Source organism: Microbacterium sp. H6, from assembly GCF_003314775.1.
GTDB lineage: Bacteria > Actinomycetota > Actinomycetes > Actinomycetales > Microbacteriaceae > Microbacterium > Microbacterium oxydans.
On sequence record NZ_QOAY01000060.1, the window covers coordinates 1 to 15720 of the forward strand.

The 15720-nt window shown below is 68.1% G+C and carries 17 protein-coding genes and 1 pseudogene; 14 read left to right on the forward strand and 4 right to left on the reverse strand.

Annotated features, from left to right (window positions below; genetic code table 11):
- Together DSP71_RS03705 and DSP71_RS03710 are read left to right on the forward strand one after the other, a co-directional pair.
- Positions 1-717 (forward strand): thiamine pyrophosphate-binding protein (locus tag DSP71_RS03705; protein WP_309472604.1); only part of this gene is annotated, 717 nt, incomplete at its 5' end.
- A gap of 16 nt (positions 718-733) precedes the next feature.
- On the forward strand, positions 734-1576 hold the full coding sequence (locus DSP71_RS03710) for a polyphosphate kinase 2 family protein (RefSeq protein WP_113680387.1): 843 nt from the start codon (positions 734-736) through the stop codon (positions 1574-1576).
- Between the two features lie 13 nt (positions 1577-1589).
- On the opposite strand, the gene DSP71_RS03715 is transcribed toward DSP71_RS03710, so the two are convergent.
- Positions 1590-2858: an isochorismate synthase MenF gene (locus tag DSP71_RS03715; RefSeq protein WP_113680388.1), complete on the reverse strand. Its 1269-nt coding sequence runs from the start codon at positions 2856-2858 to the stop codon at positions 1590-1592.
- Positions 2859-2914: 56 nt separating this feature from the next.
- On the opposite strand from DSP71_RS03715, the gene DSP71_RS03720 reads away from it, so the two are divergent.
- From DSP71_RS03720 to DSP71_RS03740, 5 genes are all read left to right on the forward strand, one after another.
- Complete coding sequence (locus DSP71_RS03720; protein ID WP_113680389.1) at positions 2915-3478, forward strand: DUF402 domain-containing protein; 564 nt, start codon at positions 2915-2917, stop codon at positions 3476-3478.
- A complete protein-coding gene (locus tag DSP71_RS03725; protein ID WP_058632562.1) occupies positions 3475-4194 on the forward strand; it encodes a class I SAM-dependent methyltransferase in 720 nt (239 codons plus the stop codon). The genes DSP71_RS03720 and DSP71_RS03725 overlap by 4 nt, the downstream gene beginning before the upstream one ends.
- Positions 4195-4240: 46 nt before the next feature.
- On the forward strand, positions 4241-5302 hold the full coding sequence (locus DSP71_RS03730) for a polyprenyl synthetase family protein (protein ID WP_061016898.1): 1062 nt from the start codon (positions 4241-4243) through the stop codon (positions 5300-5302).
- Between the two features lie 61 nt (positions 5303-5363).
- The gene (locus DSP71_RS03735; protein WP_046747798.1) at positions 5364-6737 is read left to right on the forward strand and encodes an FAD-dependent oxidoreductase; all 1374 of its coding nucleotides are present in this window, start codon (positions 5364-5366) and stop codon (positions 6735-6737) included.
- A gap of 71 nt (positions 6738-6808) precedes the next feature.
- Complete coding sequence (locus tag DSP71_RS03740) at positions 6809-7816, forward strand: alpha/beta hydrolase (RefSeq protein WP_113680390.1); 1008 nt, start codon at positions 6809-6811, stop codon at positions 7814-7816.
- Between the two features lie 4 nt (positions 7817-7820).
- Here DSP71_RS03740 and DSP71_RS03745 read toward each other — a convergent pair whose 3' ends face one another.
- The 3 genes from DSP71_RS03745 to DSP71_RS03755 form a co-directional block, all read right to left on the reverse strand.
- Positions 7821-8453 (reverse strand): GntR family transcriptional regulator, encoded by a 633-nt coding sequence (locus tag DSP71_RS03745; RefSeq protein ID WP_046747800.1) that lies wholly within the window; start codon positions 8451-8453, stop codon positions 7821-7823.
- Positions 8454-8922: 469 nt separating this feature from the next.
- Positions 8923-9411, reverse strand: coding sequence for a YajQ family cyclic di-GMP-binding protein (locus DSP71_RS03750; RefSeq protein WP_017829222.1), 489 nt, complete (start codon positions 9409-9411; stop codon positions 8923-8925).
- Positions 9412-9424: 13 nt separating this feature from the next.
- Entirely contained in the window at positions 9425-9856 is a 432-nt protein-coding gene (locus tag DSP71_RS03755; protein ID WP_113680391.1) for a hypothetical protein, read from the reverse strand.
- A 185-nt stretch (positions 9857-10041) separates the two neighbouring features.
- On the opposite strand from DSP71_RS03755, the gene DSP71_RS03760 reads away from it, so the two are divergent.
- The 7 genes and pseudogenes from DSP71_RS03760 to DSP71_RS21920 form a co-directional block, all read left to right on the forward strand.
- Positions 10042-11250, forward strand: coding sequence for a maltose ABC transporter substrate-binding protein (locus tag DSP71_RS03760; RefSeq protein ID WP_046747802.1), 1209 nt, complete (start codon positions 10042-10044; stop codon positions 11248-11250).
- A gap of 69 nt (positions 11251-11319) precedes the next feature.
- Positions 11320-12924: an ABC transporter permease subunit gene (locus DSP71_RS03765; protein WP_113680392.1), complete on the forward strand. Its 1605-nt coding sequence runs from the start codon at positions 11320-11322 to the stop codon at positions 12922-12924.
- Position 12925: 1 nt separating this feature from the next.
- Positions 12926-13864 carry a sugar ABC transporter permease gene (locus DSP71_RS03770; protein WP_218867295.1) on the forward strand — a complete coding sequence of 313 codons (939 nt, stop codon included), beginning with the start codon at positions 12926-12928 and terminating at the stop codon, positions 13862-13864.
- A 99-nt stretch (positions 13865-13963) separates the two neighbouring features.
- Complete coding sequence (locus tag DSP71_RS03775) at positions 13964-14296, forward strand: PadR family transcriptional regulator (protein WP_046747805.1); 333 nt, start codon at positions 13964-13966, stop codon at positions 14294-14296.
- The gene (locus DSP71_RS03780) at positions 14293-14949 is read left to right on the forward strand and encodes an HAAS signaling domain-containing protein (RefSeq protein ID WP_113680393.1); all 657 of its coding nucleotides are present in this window, start codon (positions 14293-14295) and stop codon (positions 14947-14949) included. The genes DSP71_RS03775 and DSP71_RS03780 overlap by 4 nt, the downstream gene beginning before the upstream one ends.
- Positions 14950-15019: 70 nt before the next feature.
- On the forward strand, positions 15020-15172 hold the full coding sequence (locus DSP71_RS21915; RefSeq protein WP_164734115.1) for a hypothetical protein: 153 nt from the start codon (positions 15020-15022) through the stop codon (positions 15170-15172).
- Positions 15173-15281: 109 nt separating this feature from the next.
- A pseudogene (locus tag DSP71_RS21920) lies at positions 15282-15720 on the forward strand (ABC transporter); the annotation flags it as partial.

Here is a 15720-nt window from a genome sequence, read left to right on the forward strand (position 1 = left end):
GCGGTCGCCCGGGGGGCGGCCGATCGCGACTGGCTCGGCGAGTGGATGCGCGCGTCCGCCGCTGAGGTCGTGGACCTGAGCGAGCACGCCCCCGACCCGGAGGCGCTGGCATCCGCCGACTTCGCTGCGCGCAGAGAAGCGGTGAAGGCCGAGCTCGACGCGGTCCGCCGCCCGCTCGATCGCGAGCTCCTCGTCGATGCCGTGTGGCGCGCCACCTGGCCGCACGATCGCCTGGTGTTCGGATCCTCGCGCCTGGTGCGCGTCGCCGATCAGGTGCTCGGCGGCAAGAAGGTCCCCGTCCACGCCAACCGCGGTCTCGCCGGCATCGACGGCACGATAGCCACCGCGACAGGTGTCGCGATCTCCAGTCAGGCGGCCGGAGCACCAGGGATCACCCGTGTGCTGCTGGGCGATCTGGCCTTCCTGCACGATGTCGGCGCTCTGCTGCTGCCGCCGGACGAGACGGAGCCTCGGCTGCAGGTCATCGTCGGGAACGACGGCGGCGGCACGATCTTCGATGCCCTCGAGGTCGCATCCTCCGCGCGGCCGGGCGACCTCGACCGGGCCTTCTACACGCCGCACACCGTCCGCCTCGAACACCTCGCCCTCGCCTACGGCTGGGAGTACCAGCGCGTCACCACCCGCACGGCACTCGATCAGGCGCTGACCTCGCCGCGCGGCGGCCGTCAGATCATCGAGGTGCCGCTGGCGCGTTGACTGGCAGGATGTGCGTATGAACGCGCACACCTGGACGCAGAAGCTGCGAGTCGGCGAGGGATTCCGTCTCGCCGATGTCGACCCCGATGTCAAGCCCGGCTACGACCACGGCAAGTCGCACGGGGTCTCCGACCTCGCGGCAGGCCTGGCGGACCTCAACGTGCTGCAGGAACGGCTGTTCGCCGAGAGCCGCGTCGGCGTGGCGAAGGACGCCGTTCTCCTGGTGCTGCAGGCGATGGACTCCGCGGGCAAGGGCGGCATCGTGCGGCACGTTGTCGGCGGTGTCGATCCGCAGGGCGTCGCGCTCGCCGCATTCAAGGCGCCGACGGCCGAGGAGCGCGCGCACGACTTCCTCTGGCGTGTCGAGAAGCGTCTGCCGGAGCCGGGGTTCATCGGGGTGTTCGATCGCTCGCACTACGAGGATGTGCTGATCGGGCGCGTGCGCGAACTCGCCCCGCCCGCGGAGATCGAGCGCCGCTACGACGCCATCAACGAGTTCGAGGCGCGCGTCGCGGCATCGGGTACCCGGATCGTGAAGGTCATGCTGCACATCTCGCCCGAAGAGCAGAAGGCGCGGCTGATGGAGCGCCTCGAACGTCCGGACAAGTACTGGAAGTACAACCCGGGTGATGTGGACGAGCGGATGCTCTGGCCGCAGTACATGGACGCGTATCAGACCGTCTTCGACCGCACGTCGACCGACGCGGCCCCGTGGTTCGTGATCCCGGCGAATGCGAAATGGTACGCGCGACTCGCGGTGCAGGAGCTGCTGCTCGCGGCACTGGAGGACATCGATCCGCAGTGGCCGAGTGCCGACTTCGACGTCGAGGCCGAGAAGAAGCGCCTCGCCGCCAGCTGAGCGTGCGCCGCGGTCAGGCCAGCGCGTCGACCAGCGGACGGAACTTCACGCGCGTCTCGAGCAGTTCGCTCTCGGGATCGGAGCCGGCGACGATACCGGCGCCCGCGTATGCGGTCACGCCGATCTCTCCCGCCCGTTCGGTGAACTGGGCGCAGCGGAGCGCGATCGCCCACTCGCCGTTGCCTGCGGCGTCCACCCAGCCGACGGGGCCCGCGTAGCGCCCGCGATCGAAGGGCTCGAGCTCGCGGATCGCCGCGATCGCCGCGGGTGTCGGGGTGCCGGCCACAGCCGCAGTCGGGTGCAGCGCGCGGACGAGGTCGAGTGCCGTCTCGCCGGACGCGAGCTCGCCTTCGACATCGGTGGCCAGATGGAACAGGTTGGGGAGCTTCAGCAGGAAGGGCTGCTCGCTCGCCGCCAGAGCCCTGGTGTGGGCGCGCAGCGAGGCGAGCACGCTCTGCACGGCGTACTGGTGCTCGTCGAGATCCTTCACGCTCGACGCGAGATGAGCTGACGCGGCGGTATCGGCATCCGCATCGGCTCCGCGGCCGATCGTGCCCGCCAGCACCCGCGCGGTCACCGTGCCCCCGTGCACGGTCACGAGCGTCTCCGGGCTCGCGCCGAGCAAGCCGTCGACGGCGAAGGCCCAGGTGTCGGGGTAGCCGGTCGACAGGGCGCGCACCAGACGCCGCAGGTCCGATCCGGCGGGGATGCTGCCGGTGAGGTCGCGTGCGAGCACGACCTTGCTCACCTCGCCGTCGGCGATGCGGGTGAGGGCGCGGCGCACCGAGTCCTGGTAGCCCTGAGGCGTCTGGGCCCCCGGACCCACCGTGCCGGCCCAGTGCGGTCCATAGGGCTGCGTGACCAGGTCGACCTGATGCTCCGGCGCACCTGCCTGCGCGGCGCCGGCGAAGCGGATCGTGGTGCGCCAGAAGCGGTCGCCGTGTCGTCCGATCACCTGCGTCGGGATCACCAGCACGCTGTCGGCTGTCGAATCCTCATCGAATGCGATGGTCCCGAAGGCGACGAGCCCGGTGCCGGGAAGCTCCATCGGGTCGGACACCTCGGCATGTGCGGCCATGTCCCGCCAGGCGCTCGCGAGCGACGTGACGCGTGACGCTTCCGCATGTGCGGGAGGCCGGATCTCGCTGAGGGTCTGGCCGACGGCGACGATCCCGTCTCCGCGCCGCAACCAGGCCAGAGGACGGGCGGGGTCGGCGTACGCCAGGAGGTCTTCGACCGGGTCGATCTCTCGGGTCTCCACGACCAGGTGGGGGGTGTGCACGCATCCAGCCTATGCCGCTCAGACGACAGGGATCCGCGTGGCCGTAGGGTGAGCGGATGAGCGATGCACGCCCCGCACCCGGCACCGAGATGGTCTTCCAGTGGCGCAAGTGGGACGGCTCGCCGCACTGGCGGCACGAGTGCGTGTATCTCGGTGCCGACCGGTGGGGCGATTGGCTCGGACAGCCCGTGGGGTGGCACAGTGTGCGACCGGGCGCGGAGTTCCACGCCGGGGGTCCGAACGTCACCCTGGTTCCGGCCGAGGGCGACCATGCCGTGACCGTCAACCGCCGTCACCGCAGGGGCATGCGCATCTACATCGACCTGGGGTGGGACATCCACTGGTCCGACGATCCGCTCCTCGTGACCGGGATCGACATGGACCTCGACGTGGTGCGGGTCGCGGGCGAGCGCGGCACCTGGGTCGACGACCGCGACGAGTGGGCCGAGCACAGTGTGCGCTACGGGTATCCCGCGGACGTCATGGCCCATCTCGAATCCCTGGCCCTCGACCTCGAGGCGCGGGTGCGTGCGCAGGTCGCCCCGTTCGACGACGCCACCGTCGACCCCTGGCTCGACCGCCTCGAAGCGCTGGGCCTCCCGCCTAGACTGGACTCGTGACCTCGAACGAGAAGAACCGCGCCGATCTCGGCAAGGACCCCGCCCGCGTCAGCGGCATGTTCGACCAGGTCGCCGCGGGCTACGACCGCACGAACACCGCCATGACGTTCGGCAACGACGTGCTCTGGCGTGCAGCCACCACGCGAGCCGTGGCTCCGAAGCCGGGTGAGCGCATCCTCGACCTCGGTGCCGGAACGGCATCGTCGTCGGCCTCCCTCGCGCGCAGCGGCGCCGAGGTGGTCGCAGCCGACTTCTCCCCGGGGATGCTCGCCGAGGGGGAGCGGCGGCACGGCGCGATGCGCAACCTGTCGTTCGTGCAGGCCGATGCCACCGATCTACCGTTCCCCGACGCCTCGTTCGACGCGGTCACCATGTCTTACGCGCTGCGCAACGTGAACGATCCGAAGAAGGCGCTTCGCGAGCTGTATCGGGTCACGAAGCCCGGGGGCCGGCTCGTGATCAACGAGTTCTCGACGCCGCCGGGGAAGCTCTTCCGCAGCGCATACAGGTTCTACAACGCGCAGGTGCTGCCCCGTGTCGCCCGCGTGGCCGGCACCAACGGCGATGCCTACGACTATCTGAACGAGTCGATCAGGGAGTGGCCCGATCAGAAGCGGCTCTCCGCGTGGATCCGTGAGGCGGGCTGGAGCGAGGTCGCGTACCGCAATCTCTCGTTCGGCATCGTGGCCCTGCACAGAGCGCGCAAGCCGGAGTGAACCGTCCGGGCGAAACCGTGACATCGGACGAAGGTAGGCTGAGAACGTGACTTCGAGCCCCATCGCCCCGGGTTCGCGACTGGCGAGCCGTCTCGGCTTCAGCGATCGCGTCTTCATCGGCCCCGCCGCCCGCCGCGTCGCCCGCGCCATCGAGGACGGGCTGGAACTCGTCGAGACCGGTCTGGCCGACGACGTCCGTGTCGCCGACCCTCTGGCCGATGCCGCGAGTCGCTATCTGTACGAGGCAGGTGGCAAGCGCATCCGCCCCGTGCTCACCCTCCTCGCCGCCCAGCTCGGCGACGGCAACACCACCCAGGTCATCGACGTCGCGAAGGCGCTCGAGATCACGCATCTCGGATCGCTCTATCACGACGATGTGATGGACGGAGCCGATCGCCGTCGCGGGGTACCGGCTGCCCACGCCGTGTGGGGCAACAACATCGCGATCCTCACGGGCGACATCCTGTTCTCCCGTGCCAGCCAGTTGATGTCCCGACTCGGTGAGCGCGCGATCCGTCTTCAGGCCGACACCTTCGAGCGGCTCGTCCTCGGTCAGATGCACGAGACCCTGGGCCCGCAGGAGGGCGACGACCCGATCGAGTTCTACATCCAGGTGCTCGCCGACAAGACGGGTTCGCTGATCGCCGCGGCCACGCAGGGCGGTGTGATCTTCTCGAACGCTCCGTCGGAGTACGAGGAGCCGCTGCGCGTGTACGGCGAGAAGATCGGCGTGGCGTTCCAGCTGCTCGACGATGTGATCGACCTCTCGGCGAAGCCCGAGGAGACCGGCAAGGTGCCGGGCACCGACCTGCGCGCCGGCGTTCCGACCATGCCCTACCTCCTGTTGAAAGCGGAGGACGACGCGGGTGCGGTCGATCTCGCGGCGCGCATCGACGACGGTGTGGCCCTGATCGCCGACGGCGCGGACTCCGCGATCCTCGACGGCCCGCTGGATGAGCTGCGCGATCACGCGGTCACGCAGAAGACCCTCGAGCTCGCGCACGCCTGGACACAGGATGCGATCGATGCCCTCACGCGCCTGCCGCGGGGGACCGTGCGCGAGGCACTGACCCGCTTCGCAGAGACCCTCGCCGAACGCTCCAGCTGAATCCGCGCGGGCGGCCCGTCGGGTCGCGCGCCTGTTGCGACGGCATACGAAAGGACCTCCCATGACCAAGCTCAGACTGGCCATCGTCGGTGCAGGCCCCGCCGGCATCTACGCCGCGGACATCCTGCTGAAGGCGGAGCGCAAGTTCGACGTCTCGATCGATCTGTTCGAGCAGCTTCCCGCGCCCTACGGTCTGGTGCGCTACGGTGTGGCCCCCGACCACCCGCGCATCAAGGGGATCATCACGGCCCTGCGCGACGTTCTCGACCGCGGTGACATCCGCCTGTTCGGCAACGTGCGCTTCGGCGAGGACATCACCCTCGAAGACCTGAAGAAGCACTACAACGCGGTGATCTTCGCCACGGGTGCCATCCGCGACACGTCTCTGGACATCCCCGGCATCGACGCTGTCGCCTCCTACGGAGCGGCCGACTACGTCAGCTGGTTCGACGGACACCCTGACGTTCCGCGCGAATGGCCGCTGGATGCGGCATCCGTCGGTGTGCTGGGCAACGGCAACGTGGCGCTCGATGTCGCACGCATGCTGGCCAAGCACGCGGAGGATCTGCTGGTCACCGAGGTGCCGTCGAACGTCTACGAGGGCCTCAAGGCCAGCGAGATCACCGACGTGCACGTGTTCGGCCGCCGTGGGCCGGCGCAGGTGAAGTTCACGCCGCTCGAGCTGCGCGAGCTCGGCGAACTGCGGGACGTCGACATGGTCGTCTACGACGAGGACTTCGACTACGACGATGCGGCGAAGGATGCCGTCGCCAGCAACAAGCAGGTCATGGTCATCGACCGCATCCTGCAGTCGTGGCGCAAGCGCGATTCGGTGAACAACGCCGGCGGCACGGCCTCGCGACGCCTGCACCTGCACTTCTGGGCGAAGCCGGTCGAGGTCCGCAAGGACGAGAACGGTCGCGTCGCGGCGCTCGTCTACGAGCGCACCCAGCCCGACGGCCAGGGCGGGGCGATCGGCACCGGTGAGCTGCGCGAGGTGCCCTTGCAGGCCCTGTACCGCGCCATCGGCTACTTCGGCTCGCCCCTTCCCGGCGTCCCGTTCGACAAGAAGCACGGCGTGATCCCCAACCGTGAGGGCCAGGTGCTCGCGAAGGACTCGAACGAGCGCGTCCCCGGCATCTACGCCACGGGGTGGATCAAGCGCGGGCCGGTGGGTCTGATCGGGCACACCAAGTCCGATGCGATGGAGACCGTGCGCCACATCATCAATGACCAGGGCTCCTGGTGGCACCCGGAGGACCCCTCCGAGGAGGCCATCGTCGAGCTCCTGCAGGAGCGCGGTGTGCGCTGGACCGATCTGGACGGATGGCACCGCCTCGACGAGCACGAGATCGCTCTCGGCGCGCCTGAGGAGCGGGCCCGCGTCAAGGTGGTCCCGCGCGACGAGATGGTCCGCGTCTCCCGCGGCGAGTAACGCCGCCTCGGTCGGGCCTCCCCGTCCCTTCGGCATGCTCCGCTAGCCTGGCGTGAACGGGGGAGGAATGCATGGCCGACTGGATTCCCGATGTGCTCGGTGACGAGTTCCAGCAGCGCACTCTCGACCTCGGTGTCGACGATCAGGGTCCGGTCGTGGCCACCCTGGTGCGCGCGCTGCCGACAGAGCCGGGCCTCTGGGAAAGGGTGCGCGGACACCGTCCGCTCCTCGACGGAGTCGATGTGCTGTACGTGCACGGCTGGTCCGACTACTTCTTCCAGAAGCGTCTCGCCCGCTTCTGGACCACGCGGGGCGCCCGTTTCTTCGCGCTCGATCTGCGCAAGTACGGCCGCAGCCTCCGCGACAGGCAGACGCCGGGATACATCGCCGATCTCGCGATCTACGACGAGGACATCGCTGCGGCACTGGACGCCACGGGGCGTGGGGAAGGAGGCGTCGAATCCGACCGGCGCCTGATCCTGCTCGGACACTCCACCGGCGGTCTGACACTGAGCCTGTGGGCGTCTCGGCATCCGGGAGCGGCCGACGCGGTGATCCTCAACAGTCCCTGGCTGGAGTTCCAGTTCGCCCCGGCGAGAGCGGCGATCGCCCCGATGGTCGAACTGCAGGCGAGGATCCGTCCGATGGAGGTGGCACCGCAGGTCGACCTCGGCTTCTACACGCGAGCACAGCAGGAGGTGGCCGACCCTGACGACCCGATGGAGGTGAACCCGGTCTGGCGCCCGGCGCAGACCATGGCCGTGTACGCGGGGTGGCTGCACGCCATCCTGTCGGGGCACAAGGCCGTGGCATCGGGCCTGTCCATCACGGCGCCGGTGTGCGTGCTGCTCTCCGCGAGATTCGTGCCCCCGACGCGATGGTCGGAGGACCTCACCTCAGCCGATTCCGTGCTGGTCGTCGACGACATCGCCCGTGCGGCACTCCGTCTCGGACCCAGCGTCACCGTGGAGCGCATCGACGGTGCCCTGCACGATGTGTTCCTCTCCCGGCACGAGGCACGGGAGGACGCCTATCGGCGGCTGGACCGGTGGGTCACCGCATGGCGAGCGGTGCAGTGAGCTCTCACAGGTAGTACATCGCCCGGACGAGGCGCTCTGCGGTGTCGCCGTCCGCACTTCGAACGGCATCGCCGAAGTCGGAGTACACCTGACCCATGCGTGCGCGATCCGACGGCGGCACCACCCAATCGCGGAGGTTGCGGAACAGCACCATGCTCGCGTCGTCGATCAGCGTGCGATGCTGCGAGTTGCCGCTGTGATCGCCGAGGTAGGAGAACACCGCCCAGCGCGCGTTCGACGTCTCGGTGCCGTCCTCGAGTGATGCGTGCAAGCCCTCGACCAGGGCGACGACGTGCTCGCGCTGGGCCATCGTGATCCTCGGTACGGCCAGTCTCGCGGCGATGCCCGCCTGGTAGCCGGCGAACTCGAGCGACTGCGCCACGGTCTCCGGGGTCACCGCCGTCACCTCCGTGTACCGGCTCGGATACATCGTCACCATCCCGAGGCGTTCCAGTCGCTGGAGCGCCTCCCGCACCGGTGTCCGTGACACGTGCAGCTCCTCCGCCACGTCGACGTCACGGATGCGCTCACCCGCGGCCAACGTGCCGTCGATGATCTGTCCGCCGATGTGGTGGAAGACTTCTTCGGCCAGGAGCTGCTTGCTCTCGCCGATGTTCGTCGATCCGGTACTCCCCATGGATCCGCCCCCAGTTGCCCTTCTGATCCCGAGCGCCCCATGATTCGCCCGGGAGGGCAACTACATCATGAAGTCGCTTCGGATGCCAATATCCCCCACCGGAGTCCGCGGTCCGCGTGGGGGCGCGCAGCGCGGGCCCCGGTGGGCTCTTCTTACGTGTGGTCGCCCGCTCGCGGTTTCCGTGGCCGGCGGATGCTCAGCATCCGCCGGCCACCGAAGACGCGAGCGCATGGAACTGCCGCGGCCTCGTCCCCACGAGGGCAAGCTCGCAATACCGAAATCGCGCAGCCCTACGACGGCAGTGCGTCACGCGGCGTTCGCGTCGTCGGTCGAGTCGACCGCTTCCCAGTCTTGGGTACGGAAACCCATATATTGGTATGCAATTCAACAATCTGGCACGCAGTCCAGAAATCACGACGGAGGGGCCGGAAGCGATCGCATCCGGCCCCTCCGTCGTCGAGCGCGACGCTTACCGGTAGTTGATGAACTGCAGGTCGAGATCGAGGTCGGCGCCCTTCAACAGTGCGATGACCGACTGCAGGTCGTCGCGGCTCTTGGACTGCACGCGCAGCTCGTCGCCCTGGATCTGGCTCTTCACGCCCTTGGGGCCCTCGTCCCGGATGATCTTGTTGATCTTCTTCGCGTTCTCGGAGGAGATGCCGTCCTTGAGCGTCGAGACGATGCGGAACTCCTTGCCGCTGGCGAACGGGTCGCCGGACTCGAGGCTCTTCAGCGAGATGCCGCGCTTGATGAGCTTGGACTGGAACACGTCGAGCACGGCCTTGGCGCGCTCCTCGGTGTTCGCGATGATGAGGATGCTCTCGCCGCTCCAGGCGATCGACGCACCGGTGCCCTTGAAGTCGTAGCGCTGCTCGATCTCCTTGCGGGCCTGGTTCAGAGCGTTCTCCGCTTCCTGGTGGTCGACCTTCGAGACGATGTCAAATGAGCTGTCAGCCATGGTTTCATCCTACTCAGGGGCTCAGCGCGTAGACGTTGTCGGAGACCCGGGTGGCTCCGTCCGGCGTGGGGTAGTCGTTGGGGACGGTCACGAAGTGCCCGGTGGGACCACTCATCTCCACGGGGGCGCCTTCTCCGCCGCACGCCATGCCCCACTCGCCATCCTCGGGGAAGGCGAGCACGCATACCGCTCCGTGTTCGACGCCGCGCAGCAGCCAGATCGAGCTGCCGGAGTGTTCACCCACCAGGCGGGCCGACGACAGGTCGGCGACGTCTCCGGAGTCCTGCTCCGCCACCGCGTCCGGGACGGCGTCTTCCGGCTCGGCTTCTCGATCCAGGACGCCATAGCTCGGGGCGAACACGGTGCACCCGCTCAGCGCGATCGCCGTGAGCGCCAACGCGAGCGCTGCCGTGATCCTGCGGATGCGAAGTGTGCCACCAGCCATGACCACAGTCTACGGAGCGGGTTTCGTCGGACCCGTGGAAGCGTTTCCATCCGAGTGAAGCGGATTTCGGTGCATCACGGGTTGATATCGACGGCCTCTCTCATTGCGAACACGCCTGATTTCGATGCATACTGTAAGCGCTTGCAGTCCTTGCAGGTGATCAGCACTGAGAGAGGCGCACACCAATGAAGGTGAACAAGAGGGGCATCGTCGCCGCGGGCGCGATCGCCATCGTTTCGACTCTGACGCTTGCCGGCTGCTCCACGGGGACCAGCAACGACGACACCTCCGGCTCCGACGACAGCAGTGCGCTGGTCGTCTGGGTCGACGCCGAGCGGGTCGACGCGCTTCAGGGCGCCGCAGATGCCTACGAGGAGAAGACCGGCGTCAAGGTCGAGCTCACGGGCAAGTCGGTCGATGACATGAAGGACGACTTCATCCAGCAGGTCCCGACCGGCAAGGGCCCCGACATCGTCATGGGCGCGCACGACTGGCTGGGCGAGCTCTCCACGAACGGCGTGGTCGCTCCGATCGAGCTGGGCGACAGCTCCGAGGACTACCTCCCCGTCGCGCTGCAGGCGGCGACGTACGACGGCACCGTCTACATGCTCCCGTACGCCGTGGAGAACATCGCCGTGCTCCGCAACGCCGACCTGGTTCCGGCTCCCGCGACCAGCTTCGACGACATGATCTCCAAGGGGAAGTTCGTCGTCGAGCAGGGGACCGAGGGCAACCCGTACCACCTGTACCCGTTCCAGACCGCGTTCGGCGCCCCGGTGTTCGGCACCGACGACACCGGCAGCTACGACTCCACCGACCTCCAGCTCGGCAGCGAGGGCGGCTTCGCCTTCGCCGACTGGCTGGGCGCGCAGGGCGCTGCCGGCGTGCTCAACACCGATGTCGACGGTGAGATCGCCAAGCAGCAGTTCCTCGACGGCACCGCCGCCTTCTGGCTGACCGGTCCGTGGAACGTGGGTGCGGCCACCGACGCCGGCATCAACGTCGCGATCGACCCGATCCCGAGCCCGACCGGTGAGACCGCATCGCCGTTCGCCGGAGTGAAGGGCTTCTTCGTGAGCTCCGAGTCGAAGAACAAGGTCGCCGCGAACGACTTCCTCGTGAACTACATCGGCACCGAAGACGTGCAGCTCGAGCTGTTCAAGGCCGGCAACGTGCTTCCCGCGCTCACCGCTGCGGCCGACACCGCGGCCGCCGACCCGATCATCGCCGGCTTCCAGGCCGTCGGTGCCGACGCCGTGCCGATGCCCGCCATCCCGGCCATGGGTGCGGTCTGGCAGTACTGGGGCGTGGCCGAGGCCGCGATCATCAACGGCGAGGACCCGGCGACGACGTGGCAGAAGCTCGTCGACGACGTGACCGCCGCGATCAAGTAACAGCCAGGACACTGACTCTGCCGGGGTGGGCGCCTTCGCCCGCCCCGGCAGGATCATGACGAGGACGACATGACTGACACCGAAGAGCGCACAGCTCCTCCGACCAAGCGCCAGCGCCAGGCCGCCAAGATCGCCGAGGCTGCAGCAGGGCCGATCGGCTGGATGCTGCTGAAGATCCTCCTGCTGGCGGTCGTCGATGCGATCGCGCTGTATGCCGCGTTCGTCCTCTTCGCGCACCAGGAGTGGTTGATCCTTGGCATCGTGGTCGTCGTCGCGGTCCTGGTCAACTACATCTACTTCTCCCGCAAGCGCATCGCGGCGAAGTACCTGACGCCCGGCATCATCTTCCTGATCGTGTTCCAGGTCTTCACGCTGCTCTACACCGGGTACATCGGCTTCACGAACTACGGCACCGGCCACAACGGAACCAAGGACCAGGCGATCTCCTCGCTCCTCGCTTCGGCGCAGGAGCGGGTCGAGGACTCGCCGACGTACCCCGTCACCGTGGTCGAGCAGTTCGGCACCTACGGCCTGCTGGCGACAGACCCGGACACCGGCGATGCACTCCTCGGCACGGCGGAGCAGCCGCTCGCAGAGGTCGACGCGCAGTTCGAAGGTGACAAGGCCGTCGCGGTCGACGGGTGGACCACGCTTCCCCTCGCCACCGTCTTCACGCTGTCGGAGGAGCTGGAGCAGCTCTCCGTCCCGTTCAGCGACGACCCCAACGAGGGCAGCCTGCGCGCTCCCGACGGGCAGAAGGGCTACCTCTACGTCTCGACTCTCGAATACGACGAGGTCGCAGACACCATCACCGATACCACCACGGGCACGGTCTATTCGGACACCGGTGACGGTGCGTTCACAGCCGAAGGCGGAGAGCAGCTCCTCCCCGGATGGCAGACGACGGTCGGTTTCGACAACTTCGTGCGCGCTGTCACCGACTCCTCCATCCGCGGTCCGCTCATCTCGGTGACGCTCTGGACCTTCGCGTTCGCCCTGATCTCGGTCGCGACCACGTTCTTCCTCGGTCTGCTGCTCGCGCTGGTGTTCAACAACACCCGTATGCGCTTCCGCAACGGCTACCGCATCATCCTGATCCTCCCGTACGCGTTCCCCGCGTTCCTGTCCGCGCTGGTCTGGGCGGGCATGATGAACGAGAGCTTCGGCTTCATCAACCAGGTGATCTTCGGCGGGGCCGCGATCCCGTGGCTGACCGATCCCACGCTCGCCAAGGTGTCGGTGCTGCTGGTGAACCTGTGGCTCGGGTTCCCGTACATGTTCCTGGTCTGCATGGGGGCGCTGCAGGGCATCCCGGAGGACGTCAACGAAGCCGCCGTGATGGACGGCGCGAACCCGTGGCAGGTCTTCCGCCGCATCAAGCTGCCGCTGCTGCTCGTGACCGTGGCGCCACTGCTGATCTCGTCGTTCGCGTTCAACTTCAACAACTTCAACCTGATCTACATGCTCACCAAGGGCGGGCCGCGCTTCAGCGATGTGTCCATCCCCGTGGGCCACACCGACATCCTGATCTCGATGGTCTACAAGGTGGCCTTCACGGGTCAGACCCGCGACTACGGTCTGGCGTCGGCCTTCACGATCCTGATCTTCATCGTGGTCGCGACGATCTCCATCATCAGCTTCCGCAAGACCAAGGCCCTCGAGGAGCTGAACTGACATGAGCACCGACAGCCCCATCACCGAGCGTCCCGCCACAACCCGGCCCGCCGAGAAGGCGCAGACCCTCGCTCCGCGCCGCCGCAGCTTCGGCGCCTGGTTCGCCGACACCGGATGGCGTCACCTCGTGGCGATCGTCGTGAGCGCGTTCGCGCTGTTCCCGCTGCTGTACGTCGTCTCGGCCTCGCTGAACCCGAAGGGGACGCTGACGGGCTCGAACCAGCTGTTCTCCGCGATCGGGATCGACAGCTACGTGCGCATCCTCAGCGACCCGCAGAACCCGTACGGCACGTGGTTCCTCAACACGCTCCTGATCGCCGTCGTCACCGGCGCGGTCACGGTCTTCATCGGAGCGTGCGCCGCCTACGCCTTCTCGCGCATGAGGTTCGCCGGGCGCCGCGTGGGCCTCGTGACGATCGTGGTCGTGCAGATGTTCCCGCAGCTGCTCGCCGTGGTCGCGATCTTCCTCCTCATGTCGACCCTGGGGGACTGGTTCCCGGCCATCGGTCTGAACACCCACACGGGTCTGATCCTGGTGTACCTCGGTGGAGCGCTCGGTGTGAACACCTACCTGATGTACGGCTTCTTCAACACGATCCCCAAGGAGATCGACGAGGCTGCCCGCATCGACGGTGCCGGTCACGCACGCATCTTCTTCACGATCATCCTTCGTCTGGTCGCGCCGATCCTCGCGGTGGTCGGACTGCTCTCGTTCATCGGCACCGTCAACGAGTACGTCATCGCGAGCGTCATGCTCGTCGACGTCGATCAGCAGACGCTCGTGGTCGGTCTGACGAAGCTCGTCGCGAACCCGCGGTATGCGGACTGGTCGGCGTTCTCGGCGGGGGCCGTGATGGCCGCGATCCCGGTGATGATCCTGTTCCTGTTCCTGCAGAAGTACATCGTGGGCGGTCTGACGGCCGGAGCGACGAAGGGCTGAGCCGCTGGTCTGCCCGCCGGCGTCGTGATCCGGTGGGCACGGGTGCCCGCACGGTCGGACTCCTCACGCTCTCTTGTCTCGCATGCTACCTTGTCTTGCATGACAGCTGATGTCGGCGCTCAGATGCGCAAGGGAGTGGTCGAGTACTGCGTGCTCGGCCTGCTCGCGCGCGAGCCGATGTACGGCTGGCAGCTGGCGGATGCGCTCACCGGCGCGGGCCTGATCGCCAGCATCGGCACGCTGTACCCGCTGCTCGGGAGGCTGAAGGACAACGGGTGGGTCACCACGTTCGATCAGCCCTCCGACAGTGGTCCGGTGCGCAAGTACTACCGGCTCACCGGCAGCGGGATCGATCAGTTGGACCGTTTCCGCGCCCAGTGGACACCATTCGCCCGTGTCGTCACGGGCATCGTCGGAGAGGGACGACCATGACAGAGCTCACCGCAGACGGCCTCCGCACCGAGTACCTCGCGCGGCTCGACGAGGCCATGCGCAACCTGCCGCACGGTGTCGCGAGCGACATCCGTGCCGGCATCCTCGAGGAGCTGCAGGGGCTCGATGCCGAAGCGACGGCGGCACGCATCGCGGATCTCGGCGATCCTGTCGCGATCGCCGATGGGGCTCAGGCGGAAGTCCCGTCCGGGCCGACGATCATCGGCGCGCCCGCGGTCGCCGCGCCCCCGGTGCCGCGTCCGCCGGCGACCTCGACGAGAGGGTTCGCGATCGCTGCGGCGCTGACGTTGAGCTTCGGAGGGATCGTCGTGCCCGTACTCGGCTGGTTCGTCGGCGCCGCGCTCGTGAGCGCGAGCTCGCTCTGGAGGACGTGGGAGAAGGTGGTCGCGATCGTCGTACCCTTCGTCGTCACCGGCATCTCGTTCCTCACGGTCTCCACGCTGACGGCCTTCTCCTCGTCGGAGTCGGGTGGGAGCTCCTCGGGGACCGGGACGCCCCCGGAGGTCCCCGCCGTCAACCCGCTCGTGCCCGGCGTGGGGGAGTGGCACGTCCTCATCCTCCTCGGATTCCTCCTCGTGCCGCTCTCCGGGCTGTGGCTGCTGTGGCGACTCCGGGGGCGCGCCGCAGGATGAAGCGGGTGCCGCGCACCGGATATCGGCGTTGCTCCTCGGGGGATCGGTGCTTCGGGCCTAGCGTGGAGTCATGGCACGGGTGGGGGGTCGCAACCTCGGGATGAGCTGGTTCGCCGGCATCGTGTGCGTCGGCGTCATCGGCGCCCTCGTGTGGCTGTCGCTTCCGATGGTCCCCGTGCTCGCCCAGTTCGCCGGGGATGCGCTTCGCACCGCTCTTCCCTGACCTGGGACGACGTATCCGCATGAATGCCGACACGTCGGCACGCCTCCGCGAGCGTCCGTTCGCGCGGAGGTACCCTCGCAATGCACGATTCCGATGAGAGGCGCACCCCATGAGTGACCCCGACGTTCCCCAGCCCGAGAAGCCGGCTGACGTTGACGACGTCGTCGGCAGCGCGAACGCGGGTCTGGATGCCGCCGCGGCCGCAGGTGCGGATGTTCCCGGCTCCGGCGAGACCGTGGCAGACGGTGGCGACGTCACGCCGGCCGCCGCACCCGTGGATCCCGACCTCGCCGCTTTCGAAGCGGCCGAGCGCGAACACCCCGGAACCTTCGCTTCGCCGCCCCCCGCGGTGACCCCCGCTTCCTCCGCTGCATCGTACGACCGCGCCGAAGAGATCAGGGCTCAGGCCGACGCCGAGACCACCTCCTTCTACCCGGAGCCCGTCGTGGGCGAGCCCGTGCCCTTCGGTCACGAGCAGTCCGGCATGGCGGGAGCCGCCTACGCCCAGTACGGCGATGAGGCCGAGACGCGTGTCGTCCCCTCGGAGC

Coding starts and splice junctions, on each gene's coding strand:
- DSP71_RS03775 (WP_046747805.1), top strand. CDS start 13,964: ATGACAGCTGATGTCGGCGCTCAGATGCGCAAGGGAGTGGTCGAGTAC.
- DSP71_RS03735 (WP_046747798.1), top strand. CDS start 5,364: ATGACCAAGCTCAGACTGGCCATCGTCGGTGCAGGCCCCGCCGGCATC.
- DSP71_RS03765 (WP_113680392.1), top strand. CDS start 11,320: ATGACTGACACCGAAGAGCGCACAGCTCCTCCGACCAAGCGCCAGCGC.
- DSP71_RS03720 (WP_113680389.1), top strand. CDS start 2,915: ATGAGCGATGCACGCCCCGCACCCGGCACCGAGATGGTCTTCCAGTGG.
- DSP71_RS03710 (WP_113680387.1), top strand. CDS start 734: ATGAACGCGCACACCTGGACGCAGAAGCTGCGAGTCGGCGAGGGATTC.
- DSP71_RS03760 (WP_046747802.1), top strand. CDS start 10,042: ATGAAGGTGAACAAGAGGGGCATCGTCGCCGCGGGCGCGATCGCCATC.
- DSP71_RS03755 (WP_113680391.1), bottom strand. CDS start 9,856: ATGGCTGGTGGCACACTTCGCATCCGCAGGATCACGGCAGCGCTCGCG.
- DSP71_RS03780 (WP_113680393.1), top strand. CDS start 14,293: ATGACAGAGCTCACCGCAGACGGCCTCCGCACCGAGTACCTCGCGCGG.
- DSP71_RS03770 (WP_218867295.1), top strand. CDS start 12,926: ATGAGCACCGACAGCCCCATCACCGAGCGTCCCGCCACAACCCGGCCC.
- DSP71_RS03740 (WP_113680390.1), top strand. CDS start 6,809: ATGGCCGACTGGATTCCCGATGTGCTCGGTGACGAGTTCCAGCAGCGC.
- DSP71_RS21915 (WP_164734115.1), top strand. CDS start 15,020: ATGGCACGGGTGGGGGGTCGCAACCTCGGGATGAGCTGGTTCGCCGGC.
- DSP71_RS03750 (WP_017829222.1), bottom strand. CDS start 9,411: ATGGCTGACAGCTCATTTGACATCGTCTCGAAGGTCGACCACCAGGAA.
- DSP71_RS03745 (WP_046747800.1), bottom strand. CDS start 8,453: ATGGGGAGTACCGGATCGACGAACATCGGCGAGAGCAAGCAGCTCCTG.